This is a genomic window from Streptomyces sp. NPDC055254 (assembly GCF_053606025.1).
This window is the reverse complement of record NZ_JBSGQV010000032.1, coordinates 60,091-76,739: the sequence shown is the minus strand read 5'-3', so window position 1 is coordinate 76,739 and position 16,649 is coordinate 60,091. Positions and strand designations below refer to the sequence as shown.

General features: G+C 73.5%; 14 protein-coding genes. 7 read left to right on the top strand and 7 right to left on the bottom strand.

Annotated elements, in window-relative coordinates; translation table 11 throughout:
• The first annotated feature begins 466 nt into the window (after window positions 1-466).
• Both ACWFQ8_RS25195 and ptsP read left to right on the top strand, forming a co-directional pair.
• Entirely contained in the window at window positions 467-916 is a 450-nt protein-coding gene (locus ACWFQ8_RS25195) for a PTS sugar transporter subunit IIA (protein WP_453788538.1), read from the top strand.
• Between the two features lie 75 nt (window positions 917-991).
• Window positions 992-2,662: a phosphoenolpyruvate--protein phosphotransferase gene (gene ptsP, locus ACWFQ8_RS25190; protein WP_453788537.1), complete on the top strand. Its 1,671-nt coding sequence runs from the start codon at window positions 992-994 to the stop codon at window positions 2,660-2,662.
• A gap of 60 nt (window positions 2,663-2,722) precedes the next feature.
• On the opposite strand, the gene ACWFQ8_RS25185 is transcribed toward ptsP, so the two are convergent.
• Together ACWFQ8_RS25185 and ACWFQ8_RS25180 are read right to left on the bottom strand one after the other, a co-directional pair.
• On the bottom strand, window positions 2,723-3,700 hold the full coding sequence (locus tag ACWFQ8_RS25185) for a hypothetical protein (protein ID WP_453788536.1): 978 nt from the start codon (window positions 3,698-3,700) through the stop codon (window positions 2,723-2,725).
• Window positions 3,701-3,769: 69 nt separating this feature from the next.
• Window positions 3,770-5,746 (bottom strand): acetoacetate--CoA ligase, encoded by a 1,977-nt coding sequence (locus ACWFQ8_RS25180; RefSeq protein WP_453788535.1) that lies wholly within the window; start codon window positions 5,744-5,746, stop codon window positions 3,770-3,772.
• Between the two features lie 209 nt (window positions 5,747-5,955).
• On the opposite strand from ACWFQ8_RS25180, the gene ACWFQ8_RS25175 reads away from it, so the two are divergent.
• Window positions 5,956-8,382 (top strand): glycoside hydrolase family 31 protein, encoded by a 2,427-nt coding sequence (locus ACWFQ8_RS25175; RefSeq protein ID WP_453788534.1) that lies wholly within the window; start codon window positions 5,956-5,958, stop codon window positions 8,380-8,382.
• Between the two features lie 95 nt (window positions 8,383-8,477).
• Here the strand turns inward: ACWFQ8_RS25175 and ACWFQ8_RS25170 are convergent, their stop codons facing one another.
• Entirely contained in the window at window positions 8,478-8,999 is a 522-nt protein-coding gene (locus ACWFQ8_RS25170; RefSeq protein ID WP_453788533.1) for an NUDIX domain-containing protein, read from the bottom strand.
• A gap of 140 nt (window positions 9,000-9,139) precedes the next feature.
• Here ACWFQ8_RS25170 and ACWFQ8_RS25165 point away from each other — a divergent pair, with 140 nt between their 5' ends.
• From ACWFQ8_RS25165 to ACWFQ8_RS25150, 4 genes are all read left to right on the top strand, one after another.
• Entirely contained in the window at window positions 9,140-9,883 is a 744-nt protein-coding gene (locus ACWFQ8_RS25165; protein WP_453788540.1) for a M15 family metallopeptidase, read from the top strand.
• A 13-nt stretch (window positions 9,884-9,896) separates the two neighbouring features.
• Entirely contained in the window at window positions 9,897-10,235 is a 339-nt protein-coding gene (locus ACWFQ8_RS25160; RefSeq protein ID WP_453788532.1) for an Mpo1-like protein, read from the top strand.
• 63 nt (window positions 10,236-10,298) lie between these two features.
• Complete coding sequence (locus ACWFQ8_RS25155; protein ID WP_453788531.1) at window positions 10,299-10,772, top strand: Zn-ribbon domain-containing OB-fold protein; 474 nt, start codon at window positions 10,299-10,301, stop codon at window positions 10,770-10,772.
• Complete coding sequence (locus ACWFQ8_RS25150; protein ID WP_453788530.1) at window positions 10,769-11,959, top strand: lipid-transfer protein; 1,191 nt, start codon at window positions 10,769-10,771, stop codon at window positions 11,957-11,959. The genes ACWFQ8_RS25155 and ACWFQ8_RS25150 overlap by 4 nt, the downstream gene beginning before the upstream one ends.
• 225 nt (window positions 11,960-12,184) lie before the next feature.
• Here the strand turns inward: ACWFQ8_RS25150 and ACWFQ8_RS25145 are convergent, their stop codons facing one another.
• The 4 genes from ACWFQ8_RS25145 to ACWFQ8_RS25130 are packed head-to-tail and all read right to left on the bottom strand — an operon-like array spanning window position 12,185 to window position 16,598.
• Window positions 12,185-12,814: a GTP-binding protein gene (locus tag ACWFQ8_RS25145; RefSeq protein ID WP_453788529.1), complete on the bottom strand. Its 630-nt coding sequence runs from the start codon at window positions 12,812-12,814 to the stop codon at window positions 12,185-12,187.
• The gene (locus ACWFQ8_RS25140; RefSeq protein WP_453788528.1) at window positions 12,795-13,217 is read right to left on the bottom strand and encodes a DUF742 domain-containing protein; all 423 of its coding nucleotides are present in this window, start codon (window positions 13,215-13,217) and stop codon (window positions 12,795-12,797) included. The genes ACWFQ8_RS25145 and ACWFQ8_RS25140 overlap by 20 nt, the downstream gene beginning before the upstream one ends.
• A gap of 10 nt (window positions 13,218-13,227) precedes the next feature.
• Window positions 13,228-13,665: a roadblock/LC7 domain-containing protein gene (locus tag ACWFQ8_RS25135; protein WP_453788527.1), complete on the bottom strand. Its 438-nt coding sequence runs from the start codon at window positions 13,663-13,665 to the stop codon at window positions 13,228-13,230.
• Window positions 13,662-16,598: a nitrate- and nitrite sensing domain-containing protein gene (locus ACWFQ8_RS25130; protein WP_453788526.1), complete on the bottom strand. Its 2,937-nt coding sequence runs from the start codon at window positions 16,596-16,598 to the stop codon at window positions 13,662-13,664. Before ACWFQ8_RS25130 ends, ACWFQ8_RS25135 begins: the two co-directional genes overlap by 4 nt.
• Between the last annotated feature and the right edge of the window lie 51 nt (window positions 16,599-16,649).

Here is a 16,649-nt window from a genome sequence, read left to right as displayed (position 1 = left end):
GACTCTACCAGACTCTTTCGTGTCCGATTCCCGGTCGAAACGGGTTTCGCTTTCCAGGTTTCCGCTTTCGCGTTTCCCTTTCCGGCGAGTCCGACCCTATCAGTGAATTCCCGCCCCTCCGACCATTCGCCGTTTACCGAAAAGGCGTACGGGGGTATGGCAAGAGGAAGAAGATCGACACTGAAGAGGAGGAGTCCCGTCCATCGGACGTTCGCGAGATGTTCACACGAGGCGTCCCGGCGGGAGTCACGACAGTACAGGCCCCGTGATGGCCAAGCAAATCGATGCAGGCGTATGGTCTAGTCCACCGGTCTAGTCCACTAGTCTCCGTGCCGAAGGGTCAGCCCGGATCGGCATCAGCATCAGGCGAACCCGAACATCTAGTGACATATCCTTCTGAACAGTACGCCGTTCGCGACAGGTAGTGACGGCGACACTCAGTAGCCCCACCCCTGGGAGGCCCCTCATGACCAGCGTGACGTCCCCACTTGCCGGGCGCGCCATCGGACTCGCGGCAGTGCCCGACCCGGTGTTCTCCGGCGCGATGGTGGGACCGGGCACCGCTCTCGATCCCGTGCGCGAGCCCTCGGAGGCGGTGTCCCCCGTGGACGGCGTGGTCGTATCGCTGCACCCGCACGCCTACGTCGTCGTGGACGGTGACGGCCACGGTGTGCTCACGCACCTCGGGATCGACACCGTTCAGCTCAACGGCGAGGGCTTCGAGCTGCTCGTGAACAAGGGCGACACCGTGACCCGCGGTCAGGCCGTCATCCGTTGGAACCCTGCTGCGGTCGAGGCCGCCGGCAAGTCCCCCATCTGCCCCGTCGTGGCGCTGGAGGCCTCTGCCGAATCCCTCTCCGATGTGGCCGGGAGCGGCGACATCAAGGCCGGGGACGTTCTCTTCAACTGGAAGTGACGTCGTCCGCCTGTACAGGCGAGTCGGACATCCACCGCGGCGGCTGGGCCCGCCGCTCAATCGGAGACGGGTGAAATGGAGACAACGCTGCGAGGCGTCGGCGTGAGCCACGGGGTGGCGATCGGCGAGGTTCGGCACATGGGCACGGCGGTCCTCGAACCGCCGGCCAAGCAGATCACCGCGGACGAGGCGGAGCGCGAACAGGGGCGCGCCCGTCAGGCCGTGGAGGCTGTGGCGGCCGACCTGATCGCGCGCGGCCAGCTGGCCGGTGGCGAGGCTCAGCACGTGCTGGAGGCCCAGGCGATGATCGCCACGGACCCGGAGCTGATGGCGGACGTCGACCGGCGGATCGCCGTCGGGAGCACCGCCGAGCGCGGTGTGTACGACGCGTTCGCCTCCTACCGCGACCTGCTCGCCGGAGCCGGCGAGTACATGGCCGGCCGGGTCGCCGACCTGGACGACGTGCGCAACCGGATCGTGGCGCGCCTGCTCGGCGTGCCGATGCCCGGTGTGCCGGACAGCGACGAGCCGTACGTGCTGATCGCGCGGGACCTGGCTCCCGCCGACACCGCGCTGCTCGACCCGGCGCTCGTGCTCGGCTTCGTCACCGAAGAGGGCGGCCCGACCAGCCACAGCGCGATCCTCGCGCGGGCGCTGGGCGTGCCGGCGATCGTGGCGCTGCCGGGTGCCGGTGAGATCGCCGAGGGCACTCTCATCGCCGTGGACGGCAGCACGGGTGACCTGTTCGTGGACCCGACCCCGGAGAAGCGGGCCGAGCTGGAGGCCGCGGCCGCCGCGCGCAAGGCCGCTCTGGCCGCGTCGTCCGGGCCGGGCGCGACCTCCGACGGTCACAAGGTGCCGCTGCTGGCGAACGTCGGCGGCCCGGCGGACGTGCCGGCGGCCGTCGAGGCCGGGGCCGAGGGTGTGGGCCTGTTCCGTACGGAGTTCCTGTTCCTGGACGACAGCAGGAAGGCTCCGTCGGAGGACAAGCAGATCGAGTCGTACCGCAAGGTGCTCGAAGCCTTCCCCGAGGGCCGTGTCGTCGTCCGTGTGCTGGACGCGGGCGCCGACAAGCCGCTGGACTTCCTGACGCCGGCCGACGAGCCGAACCCGGCGCTCGGCGTCCGTGGCCTGCGCTCGCTGCTGGACCACCCGGACGTGCTGCGCACGCAGCTCACCGCCCTGGCCAAGGCCGCCGAGGGGCTGCCCGTCCACCTTGAGGTCATGGCCCCGATGGTCGCGGACCGGACCGACGCCAAGGCGTTCGCGGACGCGTGCCGTGAGGCCGGGCTGCGCGCGAAGTTCGGCGCGATGGTGGAGATCCCCTCCGCCGCGCTCCGGGCGCGCTCGATCCTCCAGGAGGTCGAGTTCCTGTCGCTGGGCACGAACGACCTGGCGCAGTACACCTTCGCCGCCGACCGTCAGGTCGGTGCCGTGTCGCGGCTGCAGGACCCGTGGCAGCCGGCGCTGCTCGACCTGATCGCCATGTCGGCGGATGCCGCCAAGGCGGAAGGCAAGAGCTGCGGCGTCTGCGGCGAGGCGGCATCCGACCCGCTGCTGGCCTGTGTCCTGACGGGTCTGGGTGTCACCTCCCTGTCCATGGGTGCCGCGTCGATCCCGTACGTGCGGGCGACGCTGGCGAAGTACACCCTCGCGCAGTGCGAGCGTGCGGCGGCCGCGGCGCGTGCCGCGGACACCGCCGAGGAGGCCCGGGTGGCCGCCCAGGCGGTGCTGTCCGGGGAGTAGCCGTACGGGGTGTTCGTCGGTTCGAGGGGCCTTCGCCGATGGCGGGGCCCCTCGGCCGTTTCAGTGGTGGGGGCCCGGCTGGTCCACCTCGTATCCGGGGCAGTACTCGACGCCCGGTTCGGGGGCGACGGGCTCGCCCGTGTCGGCGTCCGTGCAGTAGGCGTTGAAGACGGCGGCCGCGGACAGGACCGTCAATCGTCCCCGGTCGAGCCGCCAGCCGTGGACCCGGTCCCGGTGTCCGTCGGTGGTGGTGCGCAGTACCAGTCCCCCGGGGCCGCCGAGGGCGAGCCCGGCGGCCAGGACGGTCACGAAGTCGAGGCCCTCCCGCCCCTCGACCCGGGGTGGCGCCCCCGGTTTCTCGGCCGCTTCCGCTCCGGGCACCGTGGCGTGCAGGACGGCGACGAGCTGTTCGGTCTCGGTGGGGACGCTGCAGACGAGGTGGTGGTGGCCCGGGCCGGCGCCCGACAGGAGACGTTCGAGCGCGTCGGTGGCGCGTTCGAAGGAGGCCCGGCCGATGTCCTCGCCGCAGTCCGCGCAGGTCCCGACCCCGGCGAGCAGGGCGGTGGCGTACTCCCAGGTGGCCTGCCGGACGGCCTCGTCGACGAGGAGCGGGACGAGTTCGTCGATGGGCTGGCCGGTGTACGGGAGGACGGCCGCGCTGCCGGCCAGTTCCGCGGTGAAGCGGGTACGGGTTTCGGCGGTGTCCGGGTCCAGGCCGGTCTCCGTGCAGAAGTCGGCGTACTCCTCGGGGTCGAAGAGGGCGACGGTCGTGTGGATGCCCTGGGCCGCGAGGGACCGGAGCAGGTCGTCGACGTGGTGGAGGTAGTCGGCGTAGTCGTGCTGGTGGTCGAAGGTGAAGCTGCGGTATCCGCGCATGGCCGCGAAGTCCCCGGGGTCGGTCAGGAGGCCGACGGTTCCGGGGACCTCGCGGCGCAGCCTGCGGCGCCGCTCGGTCCTGGAGGCTTTCTTCGAGCCGGTCCGCGAGGCGGTCTGCGACCGGATCTGCGAGGCGGTCTTCGGTACGTACTTCGGTGGCATGGCTCCCCCTGAGTGAGCGAAATCCTTTGCTCACTCAGAGTAGTCATCACCACTGACAGTGACCGTCGCTCAGTGGCGCGTGCGGGCCAGCTCCTCGTAGAAGTGGAGGAGCTCCAGGTTGTCCACGGAGCCCGGGTTGACCGCTTTGGCCAGGGGCGCGCCCTGGAGGAGCCGCTTGACCGGGACCTCGATCCGCTTGCCTGTGAGGGTGTGCGGGATGCCCGGGACCTCGATGATCTCGTCGGGGACGTGGCGCGGGGAGAGCTCCTCGCGGATGGTCGCCTTGATCCGGGCGCGCAGGTCGTCGTCCAGGGCCGCGCCGGGGGCGAGATGGACGAAGAGCGGCATCCAGTACCCGCCGTTCGGCTCCTCCAGGCCGATGACCAGGGACTCCTTGATCTCGGGCAGTCGTTCCACGGCCTCGTAGATGTCGGCGGAGCCCATCCTGACGCCCTGGCGGTTGAGCGTGGAGTCGGAGCGTCCGTGGATGACCACCGAGCCGTGGCCGGTGAGGGTGATCCAGTCCCCGTGGCGCCACACGCCCGGGAACATCTCGAAGTAGCTGTCGCGGTAGCGGCTGCCGTCCGGGTCGTTCCAGAAGTGGATCGGCATGGACGGCATGGGGTTGGTGACGACGAGCTCGCCGACCTCGTCCACCACCGGCTTGCCGGCCGGGTCCCAGGCCTGGAGGTCGGTACCCAGGCAGGCGGCCTGGAGCTCGCCGATGTGTACGGGGAGGGTGGGGACGGCTCCGGCGAAGCAGCTGCACACGTCGGTGCCGCCGCTGACGGAGGCGATCCACAGGTCCTCGGCGACCTCGTCGTGGAGCCAGCGGAAGCCGTCGGGCGGCAGCGGGGAGCCGGTCGTCGCCACACACTTCACGGCGGACAGGTCGAAGTCGCGGGACGGGTGGACCTCGGCCTTGCGGCAGGCCATGACGTAGGCGGCGGAGGTCCCGTACAGGGTGGCCCCGGTCCGCTCGGCGATGCGCCACTGGGCGGCGGTGTCCGGGTAGCCGGGGCTGCCGTCGTAGAGCACGACGGTCGTGCCCGTGAGCAGGCCGGAGACGAGGAAGTTCCACATCATCCAGCCGGTGGAGGTGTACCAGAAGAAGCGGTCCTGCGGGCCGAGGTCGCAGTGCAGGCCGAGCTGCTTGAGGTGTTCGAGGAGGATGCCGCCCTGGGACTGGACGATGGCCTTGGGGAGGCCCGTCGTACCGGAGGAGTAGAGGACCCAGAGGGGGTGCTCGAAGGGGACGGCCTCGAAGACGGGCTCGGTCTGTGCGCCGGTGAGCGAGGCCCATTCCAGGGCGCCGTCGGGGGCCGGCGTGCCGAGCAGCGGGATGTGGACGACGGCGCGCAGCGAGGGCAGGTCGGCGCGCAGCTCGGCGACCGTGTCGCGGCGGTCGTGCTCCTTGCCGCCGTAGCGGTAGCCGTCCACGGTGAACAGGACGACCGGCTCGACCTGCTGGAAGCGGTCGAGGACGCTACGGGCGCCGAAGTCGGGGGCGCAGGAGGTCCAGACACCGCCGACCGCGGCGGTGGCGAGGAGGGCCACGACCGCTTCGGGGATGTTCGGGAGGTAGCCGCTGACCCGGTCGCCGGGGCGGACGCCGAGGGCGCGCAGTTCGGCGGCGAGCGACCCGACCTGGCGGCGCAGCTCGGCCCAGGTGACGGGGACGGCCTCGTGGGTCTCGTCCACGTACAGGAGCGCGGGCTCGCCGGCGCGGGCCGGGTCCTCGGCGGCGCGCAGGGCGTGCTCGGCGTAGTTGAGGGTGGCCCCGGCGAACCAGCTGGTACCGGGCATGGAGCGGTCGGCGAGGACGGACTCGTACGGGGCGGTGAACCGGACGTCGAACCATTCGGCGACGGCCTGCCAGAAGGTGTCGAGGGCGTCGACGGACCACTGGTGCAGGGCGTGGTAGCCGCCCTCGGCAGGAGCCCCGAAGCGCTCGGCGGCCCAGGCCTGGAAGGCGGTGATCCGGGCCTCGGCGATCCGGTCGGGGCCCGGGGCCCAGAGGGGTTCCGGCTGCGTGGCTGAGGTCATGGGTCGGCTCCCGGTCAAGTCTGCGGCTCGCGCTTCGTGTGCGTACGGTGCCATCGCGCGAGGGGTGGGCGCGCGGCGGCTCACTGGGACGATGCCATGTGATCGACATCCGCACCAGAGCTGTCCTGGACGGTCGCCGTGATCCATTTACGGGTGAACGGCGGTTGAACGCCGCACCCGGGGCGGGGGGCCGGTGGCAGGGTGACGGCATGGACGGTCGTGATCTGGTACGTGCGGTCAAGGACATCGGTACGGAGCGCGGGCGGCGCGCGTGGCGCACGGCGTGGCGCCACCGGCGCTCGGACGCGGCGGGGCTCCCGCGCCGGGGCGCGGAACGGGCGCGGGTGCCGGGGCTACTGACGGGTACGGAGCCCCGGCCGGGCGGCGGGGTGCTGCGGTTCGCGCGGTCGGAACTGCTGGTACGGGTCACCGTGGGCGGGGCCGTGTTCTGGGGTTGGGACGGGGCGGGGCCGGAGCCCTCGTACGCGGTGCTGGGGGGCGGGCCCGATCCCGACCCGCGGGCGGCGCTGGAGCCGGACACCGGGGGCGGGTGGCGCGTGGTGTCGGAGCGGGTGACGGTGGCGGTGTCGCGGCACGGGGCGGTGGAGGTGCGTACTCCGGGCGGGACGGTGCTGCGGCGGGAGCTGCCGCCGCGGTGGTGGGAACCGGTGGGCCCGGACGACGGGGGCGGTGGCGGGGCGGCCGGTGGTGGGGCCGGTGCGGGTGGTGGGGCCGGTGATGGGAGCGGGGCCGGTGCGGGCGGTGGGGCGCGGTGGCTGCAGCGGAGCGAGGTGCCGGCGGACGCGCGGTTCTTCGGGCTGGGCGGCCGGGCGGCGGGGCCCCGGCTGCGGGACGGCTCGTACCGGCTGTGGAACACGGACCCCAAGGGCGGTTTCGGGCCGGGGATCGACCCGCTGTACCTGACCATGCCGGTGAAGATGGTCGTCTCGGACGTCGGCACGCACCTGGTCTTCCACGACAACACCTGGGACGGGCGGGTGCTGCTGGCCGAGGGCGAGGAGGGCGCGGGCTCCGGGGCGGACCGGCCGGGGACGACCGAGGTGCGCATGGAGGGCGGTCCGCTCAGGTGCTGGGTGCTGGTGGGGACGCCGGCCCGGGTGCTGCAGGGCTGGTCGGGGCTGACGGGGGCGGCCGCGGTGCCGCCCGAGTGGGCGCTGGGGTACCAGCACGCGCGGTGGGGCTTCGGGAGCGAGGCGGAAGTGCGGCGCGTGGTGGCGGGCTACGGCGCGCGCGGCTTACCGCTGTCGGCCGTCCACCTGGACATCGACCACTACGACGGGCACCGGGTGTTCACGGTGGACCGGCGCAGGTTCCCGGATCTGCCGGGGCTGGCCGGCGAGTTGCGGGAGCAGGGGGTGCGGCTCGTCTCGATCGTCGATCCGGCGGTGAAGGCGGACGACGCCGTGCACGCGTCGGGGCGGGTGGTGGGTACGGCGGGCGCGTTCGTACGGGACGCGCGGGGCGAGGAGGTGCGCGGCGAGGTCTGGCCGGGCGAGTGCGCGTACCCGGACTTCACCGATCCGGCGGTGCGGGAGTGGTGGGGCGGCCTGTACGAGGAGCGGCTGGCCCAGGGGTTCGCCGGGTTCTGGCACGACATGAACGAGCCGGTCTCCTTCGCACCCTTCGGGGACTCCACCCTGCCCCGGTCGGCGCGGCACGCGATGGACGGCGCCGGCGGGGACCACCGTGAGGGGCACAACGTGTACGCCTTGGGGATGGCGCGGGCGGGGTGGGAGGGGCTGGTGCGACTGCGGCCCGCCGAGCGGCCGTTCCTGTTCTCGCGGTCGGGGTGGGCGGGGATGCAGCGGTACGGGGGGTCCTGGTCCGGCGACGTGGAGACGAGCTGGGAGGGGCTGCGGGCGTCACTGGCGCTGGTGCTGGGGCTGGGGCTCTGCGGGGTGCCGTACTCGGGGCCGGACGTCGGGGGCTTCGGGGGTTCTCCGTCACCGGAGTTGTACCTGCGGTGGCTGCAACTGGGCTCGTACCTGCCGCTGTTCCGGACGCACTCGGCGATCTGGGCGGGGCGGCGGGAGCCGTGGGAGTTCGGGGCGGAGGTGGAGGAACACGCGCGGGCGGTGCTGGCGGAGCGGGAGCGGCTGCGGCCGTACTTCGTCACGCTGGCCCATCTGGCGCGGCGGACGGGGGCGCCGTACGTGCGGCCGGTGTGGTGGGGGACGCCGGAGGAGCGGGTGCTGCGGGACTGCGAGGACGCGTTCCTGCTCGGTGACGCGCTGCTGGTGGCGCCCGTGCTGGAGTGCGGGGCGGACCGGCGGGCCGTGCGGCTGCCGCGGGGCCGCTGGTACGACACCGCCACCGGGGCGGCGCACGAGGGACCCGGGCAGATCCTGCTGGACGCCCCGCGGGGCCGGATCCCGGTGCTGGCACGTGCGGGATCGGTGCTGCCGGTGCGTGCCGGGGCGGACGGCGGGGTGGCGCTGGAGGTGTGGGCCCCGGCCCGGGGGCGCACGGGCGGCGGCGTGGTGATCCGCGATCCGGGACCGGGCTTCGGGGCGGGCGAGGTCGAGCGGTACACCGTGCGGTGGGCCGGGGAGACGGTGCTGGTGGAGGACGAGGCGGGGGCCCCGGTGGACGACGCGGTGGTCCGGGGGGCCTGACGCTCGCGCCCCCGACCGGGGGCAGGGGCCGGCTCTGGCCGGGCGCCCGGGGCAGGGCCGGGCGGGTCGCGCCTCGACCCTGCCCGGGTCGGGGGTCAGGTGTAGCGGCCTGCGAACCAGGCGGTGGCCGCTCGGGTGTGGAGGGGGAAGGCGAGGTCCTGCGGGGTGCGCAGGACGTGCCAGCCGGCGGTCTCGTTCGTGGGCTCCGACGCGGGGAGGCTGTCGGCCGGGCGGGCCGGGAGCAGGCCGAAGAGCAGCAGGTGGCCGCCCGGGGAGCTGAGGGCGTCGGCCAGCGCGACGTCGGCGGCCGGGGCGGTGATGCCGGTCTCCTCGCGGAGTTCGCGGACCACGGCCTCACGCCAGTCCTCGCCGAAGTCCATGAAGCCGCCCGGCAGGGCGACGCCGCCGAGGGCCGGCTCGATGGTACGGGTGATGACGACGAGACCGGTGCCGGCCGAGTCCTCTACAGGGAGCAGCGCGACGGCGACGGGGAGGGGGTTGCGGTACGCGGTGGCGCCGCAGGCGGCGCAGGTGCGCGGCCAGGCGGTCGCCGTCGTACCGTACGGCGCTCCACAGGTGGAGCAGTGCGCGTGCGAGTCCTTCAGCTGTGCCGGCATCCCGCGATGGTATGCCAAGGGGTATGCGGATGACTGCTGTTGCGGGGGTGCTCGCGGTACTGGCGGCCGGGACCGCCGGAGGCGTCTGGCCTGCCCGGCCGGGACCCGCTCCCGGGCCCGTTGCGGGCGGTCAGGTCCGAGTGGCGCCCCACGCCACGGGCACCCCGCCGCACGGCTCCGGGCCGAGCAGCCCGCCGGGCGGCTCCGCGCCGGGCGGGGGTGCTTCGGGGGCGGGTGGGCCGGAGAGCGGCGGGGGTGCGGGGTTCGTGGTGGTGCGTGAGGTGGAGCCGGGTATGCGCGAGGACATGCGGTACGCCGGGGTGCGGAATTTCACCGGCGGGGTCGTGGACGGCTACGTGGAGCCGGTGTGCCTGCTCGCCCGGCCCGCCGCCGAGGCGCTGCGGCGGGCACAGCGGCGGCTGTTGCCCCGCGGGTACGCGCTGCGGGTGTACGACTGCTACCGGCCGCAGCGCGCGGTGGACCGGTTCGTGCGGTGGGCCCGGGAGGCGGACGGCCCCGGTGACCTCGGGGCCAAGGCCGCCCACTACCCGCGCGTGGACCGCGACCGGCTGATTCCCGAGGGGTACATCGCCGAGAAGTCCGGGCACAGTCGCGGGAGCACGCTCGACGTCACCCTGGAGCACCTGTCGGGACGTGCGGTGGACATGGGGACGCCGTTCGACTTCTTCGACCCGCTCTCGCACACCGACGCCCCGGAGGTCACCGGCACCGCCCGTGCCAACCGCCGGTTGCTGCGGGAGGTGATGGCGGAGCAGGGCTTCGTGAACCTTCCCGAGGAGTGGTGGCACTTCACTCACCGGCCCGAGGCCTTTCCCTCCACCCATTTCGATTTCCCGGTCTCTGTCGCCTCCGTCCGGCCGTGAGTACCGTGCCCGCATGACCTTCGGTTCGTACGAGGAATTCTGGCCCTACTACGTCGCCATGCACTCCCGCGCCGCGACCCGCTGGATCCATCTCACCGGCACCCTGACCGGTCTCGCGCTGACGGCCTACGGCGTGGCCCGCGGCCGCAAGCGCTACATGGCGGCGCTGCCCCTGGTCGGGTACGGGACCGCCTGGCCCGCGCACTTCCTGATCGAGGGGAACAACCCGGCGACCTTCGGGAATCCGGCGTGGTCGCTGCGCGGTGACGCGCGGATGATCCGGATGATGCTGGCCGGGCGGGACGCCGAGCTGGCCGAGATCGCGCGGAAGTGGCTCGCCGAGAACCGGTGACCCGGGCCGCCCGCCCGTGACAGACTTCTGACGATCCGTCAGTTGACTGGCTTGGGAGGGGTCTTGGCACTCACACGTACACCCGTCGTCAGCGGGTGGTTCACCGCGGGCGCGTCGGACGGCGGCTTCCGGCTGCTCGGTACGCGGTGCTCCGCCTGCACGGCGGTGTTCTTCCCGCGCGAGGACGCGTACTGCCGCAATCCGCACTGCCCCGGCGGCGGCGAGCTCGCCGAAGTGCCGCTGTCCGCGCGCGGCCGCGTCTGGTCCTACACCGACGGGCGGTACCGGCCGCCCGCGCCGTACGTGTCCGACCCGGACGCGCCCTGGGAGCCGTACACGCTGGTCGCGGTGGAACTTGCGGCCGAAGGGATGGTCGTGCTGGGGCAGGCGGCGCCCGGGGTGGGTGTGGCCGACCTCGCCGTCGGGATGGAGGTCGAGGTGGTGGGCGGCGTCCTGCACGAGGACGCCGGGACCGCCTGGACGACCTGGCAGTTCCGGCCCGTGGCCGCCGCCGGCCCCGAAGGGGGCGCCTCGTGAGCGCCGACGTCGCCGTCCTCGGGGCGGGAATGCACCCGTGGGGCAAGTGGGGCCGCAGCTTCGTCGAGTACGGGCGGGCCGCCGCGCGGGCGGCGCTGGCCGACGCCGGGCTGGAGTGGGCGGACGTGCAGTCGATCGTCGGCGCCGACACCGTGCGCTCCGGCTATCCCGGCTACGTGGCCGGCGCGACCTTCGCCCGGGCGCTGGGCTGGCAGGGCGCCCGGGTGACCAGCGTGTACGCGGCCTGCGCCTCCGGAGCGCAGGCCATCGGTGCCGCCCGCGCCCAGATCCTGGCGGGGCTGGCCGACGTGGTCCTCGTGGTCGGGGCGGACGCGGCGCCCAAGGGGTTCTTCGCGCCGGCGGGCGGTGACCGGCCGGACGATCCGGACTGGCTGCGGTTCCGGGTCCTGGGCGCCACGAATCCGGCCTACTTCGCCCTGTACGCACGCCGCCGGATGGCCGTGTACGGGGACACGGCGGAGGACTTCGCGCAGGTCAAGGTCAAGAACGCGGCGGCGGGGGCACTCAATCCGAACGCCCGCTACCGCGTGCCCGTGACCGCCGCCGAGGTCGCGGCCTCGGCGGTCGTGGCCGATCCGCTGCGGCTGCTCGACATCTGCGCCACCTCCGACGGGGGCGCGGCACTGGTCCTGAGCAGCATGGACTTCGCGCGGGCGCGCGCAGTCGCGGACCCGGTGCGGATCCGGGCCGTCTCGACGGTGACGCCCACCTATCCGCGGACGGTGCTGGACCTGCCCGACATCGCCACCGACTCCTCGGTGGCCGTACGGCCCGCGCCGGGCTCCTTCCGGTCCGAGATCGCGGGCGCCGCGTACGAGGAGGCGGGACTCGGGCCGCAGGACCTGTCGCTCGCCGAGGTGTACGACCTCTCGACAGCGCTCGAACTGGAGTGGTACGAGGACATCGGGCTCTGCGCGGAGGGTGAGGGGGCCAAGCTCCTCCGGGAGGGGGCGACGGCCCTCGGCGGGAGGATCCCGGTCAACCCCAGCGGCGGGCTGGCCTCCTTCGGCGAGGCGGTACCGGCGCAGGCCATCGCGCAGGTGTGCGAGCTGACCTGGCAGTTGCGCGGTACGGCCGGGCAGCGCCAGGTTCCGGGGGCGCGGGCCGCGATCACCGCGAACCAGGGGTTGTTCGGGCACGGATCGGCGGTCGTCGCCGTACGGTGAGGGCGTCGGAGCGGCTCGCGCGCACGGGGTGTCGTCCGAACGCTTGACGGCTCCCGGTGGCGGGTTCACACTCGCTCCACGGTCCCGTACCGCGACCGGAACCCCCGGATCCCCCATGAGAGCTGCGGCCCGTACCCCAGTCGGCGGGGGTACGGGCCGCCTCCACGGCCGCCTCCACGGCGGGGCCCGCGCGAGGCCCGAGAGAAGCCTCGCCCGAGCGCCGGGTCAGCCCCCCGCCGTGATGCTCCCGCGCCGGGCGGCGCGGGCCAGCGACATCGCGTGCTCCACGACGCCCACCAGCACGTCCTTCACCGACTCGCGGTCGCGCGCGTCGCACAGCAGCACGGGCACGTCCGGGTCGAGGTCGAGCGCCTCGCGCACGGTCACCACGGGGTGCCGGTCCGCGCCGTCGAAGCAGTTGACCGCGACCACGAACGGGATCCCGCGCCGCTCGAAGTAGTCGACCGCGGCGAAGCAGTCGGCGAGACGGCGGGTGTCGGCGAGGACCACGGCGCCGAGCGAGCCCTGGGCCAGCTCGTCCCAGAGGAACCAGAACCGGTCCTGGCCGGGCGTCCCGAACAGGTACAGCACGAGGTCCTCGCGCAGGGTGATGCGCCCGAAGTCCATGGCCACGGTGGTGGTGCTCTTGCCCTCCACTCCCTCGATGTCGTCGACACCGATGCCCGGCTCCGAGAGGCGTTCCTCGGTCCGCAGCGGTCTGATCTCGCTCACCGCACTGACCAGGGTGGTCTTGCCCACCCCGAAGCCGCCCGCGACCAGGATCTTCAAGGTCAGCGGCTCGACCGGCGACACGGCGTGCATGGCACCGGTACGGCTAAAGCGCCCGAAGGCCATCGATCACCTCACGCAGAATGGATTCATCGGGCAGTTCGGCCGGAGGTACCGGCCGGGTCACGCGGACCAGTTCGTCATCGACCAGGTCACCGATCAGCACCCGCACGACCCCGACCGCCAGGTCGAGTTCCGCCGCGAGTTCCGCGACCGACTGCGGCCGTTCCCGGCACAGCCCGAGGATGTGGGCGTGCTCCGGGGACAGGGTCATGTCCCAGACCGGGTCGTCGGCCGCCGGTTCGGCGACGACCAGTGCGATCAGGTCGAGCCGGTGTTGGCCCGCGTGGCTGGTCCGGCCGCGGGTCATCGCGTACGGGCGTACGACGGGGCCCGCTTCGTCGTCGAACCAGTGCGCGTGGTCGGGGACGGGGGTGGCGGCGGTGTGGTCCTGGCCTGGTTCGCTCATGCCGTCCTACTCACCCTCCGGCTGGCAGCCCGGTGCGCGGGGCGGTCGCCAGGTGGTCGCCCACTCGCTTGACCATCAGCGTCATCTCGTACGCGACCTGCCCGACGTCGGAGTCGGCGTCCGACAGGACGGCCAGGCAGCTGCCGTCGCCCGCCGCCATGACGAAGAGGAAGGCTTCGTCGAGCTCGACCACGGTCTGGCGGACCGTGCCGGACTCGAAGTGCCGGCCGACGCCCTTGGCCAGGCTGTGGAAGCCCGAGGCCACCGCCGCCAGGTGCTCGCTGTCCTCCCGGGTCAGGTCCTGGGAGCTGCCGGTGGGCAGGCCGTCGCCGGAGAGGACCACCGCCTTGCGGATGGAGCCGACGCGGTCGACGAGCTCGTCCAGGAGCCAGTTGAGCGGGCCGGAGCCGCGGCCCCTGTTGTCGTTGCCGGTCTGCGGTGCGGTCATCGACCGTCCCCTTCGTTCTCGTTCGCGGGACCGGTGCCGGCGGAGGTGCCGGCTCCGGTCTCGGACTGCTGCTGTGCGTGCTGTGCGCGGCCCGCCGTCCAGCCGCGCTGGAGCGAGGACATGCGCGTACGCACGGCCTCCGCGTCGCGGTCGGCCGACGGGTCGGCGGCTTCGGGAGCGGGCGCTTGGGCGTTCTTCAGCTGGTGGGCGAGGCTGGCCTGGCGGACCCGGCGGGGCAGCGCGCCGCCGCCCGGGGCCGGGGCGGGCCCGGTCTCCTCGCGGGCGGAATGCCCGGTGGGCCCGGGGACGGCGGACACCGGCCGGGGCTCCACCCGCCGGCCGTGCTCGGCCACCAGGGTGGGGGCGGGGCGACGGCGCGGCAGGGGCACGGCTTGGGCCGGACGCGGCCCGTCGGGGCGCAGGGTCTCCAGGCGCGCGATCTCCGGACGCGCGGTCTCCGGACGCGCGGTCTCCGGACGCGCGGTCTCCGGACGCGCAGCACCCGGGCGCGCAGCATCCGGGCGCGAGGTCTCCAGCCGGACCGGGCCGGTGGGTGCCAGCGGCTCCCGGCTGCGGTCGCGGTCGGCCCTGCGCGCGTCGCCCCGCTCCGCGTGCCGGTCGGGACGGCGGTCCGCGTGCCGTTCGGAGTGCCGGTCGGCATGGCGGTCGGCGTGCGGCCGATCCGCCGGACGCAGCCCCAGCAGGGAGCTGCGCGGCATGCCGTTCGGCGGGGTCTCGTCGTCCAGGGTCGCCATGGCCGGGCGGCTGCCGGCCCCCCCGAGGCCGGTGATCCCGGTGGGGGTCCCGTCCGGGCGCGCCGCGCCGTCGAGCCCGTCCAGCCCTTCCAGACCGACGACGTCGAGCGGGGCCTCCAGCTCGACCGGACCGCGCAGCTCGGCGGCGGGCAGCGAGCGGCCGGACGGTACGCGTTCCACGGCGGGGGCGGGCCGCCCGGAGCCGACCGGGCCGCCGCGGACGGCCTTGACCGCCTTGCCGTTCTTGCCGGCGTCCAGCTTGAGTCCGGTACCGCTGGTCTCGGGGGCCTCGGTCAGCAGGGCCACGGGCAGGAAGACCACCGCGGTGGTCCCCCCGTACGGGCTGGGCTGGAGCACGACCTTGATCCCGTGGCGCTGCGCGAGGCGGCTGACCACGAACAGGCCGAGCCGGTCGGTGTCGGAGAGCTCGAACTCGGGGGTCTCGGCGAGCCTGAGGTTGGCGTCGAGCAGGGCCTCCGGGTTCATGCCGAGGCCCCGGTCGTGGATCTCCAGGGTGAAACCGTTGGCGACGCGCTCGCCGAGGACCTGGACCGCCGTGTGCGGCGGCGAGAACACGGTGGCGTTCTCCAGGAGTTCGGCGACGAGGTGGGTGACGTCCGCGACGGCCGGGCCGACGATGCCGAGGCGGGTGAGCCGGCGGACCTCGATGCGCTCGTAGTCCTCGACCTCGGCGACCGCGGCCCGTACGACGTCCATCAACTGGACGGGCTTGCGCCACTGGCGGGAGGGCGCGGCGCCGGAGAGGATCACCAGGCCTTCGGCGTGGCGGCGCATGCGGGTGGTCATGTGGTCGAGGCGGAAGAGGTCGGCGAGCTCCTCGGTGTCCTCGGTGCGGCGCTCCATGGTGTCGAGGAGCGTCAACTGGCGGTGCAGCAGAACCTGATTGCGGCGGGCCAGGTTGACGAACACCTCGGAGACGCCCCGGCGCAGTTCCGCCTGCTTGACGGCGGCTTCGACTGCGGCGCGCTGGAGGGTGTTGAGGGCCTGGCCCACCTGGCCGACCTCGTCCTTCTCGTACTCCAGGCGGGGCGCTTCGGTCTCCACGTCCACGTGCTCGCCCGCGGCGAGGCGGCGCATCACGCCCGGCAGGCGGACACCGGAGGCCTCGTGGGCTTCCTTGCGCAGGCGGGAGAGGTCGCGGACGAGATCGCGTCCGATGCGTACGGACAGGACGAGGGAGACGGCGAGGGCGATGAAGCCGAGGATGCCGGCGACGGCGGCCTGGACCAGGACCTCCATCGCGACGGGTTCGACGCGCTTTTGGTAGCGGTCGCCGGCGTCGGTGCCCATGACGGCGAGGTCGTCGAGGGCCTTGGTGGCGACCTCGTCCCACTGGGCGGCGGTGAGGCCGCGCGGGGGCTTGGCCGAACCGGCGGCGAGGAAGCGCTCCTCGGCGTCGCGCAGGCCCTTGGTCTCGGGGCCGTCCCAGTACCGCTCGAAGTGCTCCCGGTCGGCGGGGGGCAGGATCGCGAGGTTGAACTCGTAGAGCAGGGTGCGGTTGGCGGCGAAGTCGGTGACGCGGCGCACGGAGGCCGCGCTCACGTTCTGGGCGGCGAGGGCGGAGGCGACGACGGCGTCCTCGCGCGAGAGGGCCTCGCGGGCCCGGGTGATGCCGACGAGGGCGCGGCCCTGCTTGTCCATCTCCACGTCCTCCAGGGCGTGGAGGTTCATCAGGAAGTCGTAGCAGGGGTCGACGAGGCGGCTGTAGAGCTCCAGGGCCTGGCCGGGGTCGAGGGCGTTCTGGTCCACGGAGCGGCGCAGGGATGCGATGCCGTGGAAGGCCGCGAGGACGGAGCTCATGCGCTGGGCGTTCTGGGGGCTCAGTTGGTCGCCGACCTCGGGGTCGCGGGCGTTGGCGGTGAGCTTCTCGACGATCACGTCGGTCGCGGCGCGCCGCTTGCCGAGTTCGGCGTTGGCGGCGGAGGCGCGGGGGTCGCCGAGGACCACGAGGGTCTGGCGGCGTTCCTTCTGGATCTCGCGGACGACGTCCTCGATGGGGTAGCCGACCTTCTCGATGACGTGCGCCACGTCGAGGAGTTGGACGGCCTGGCGGCCGGTGAGGACCGTGGCGAAGCCCCAGAGGGCGGTCAGGGAGACGAGCGGCACAAGGAGCAACGCCACGATCTTCCGGCGGATGGACTTCCCGCGAAAGCGCATGGCCTCCCCAGCCTCCCCCAGCTCAACCCCGTGGTCGGGGGTCGGTGTTCC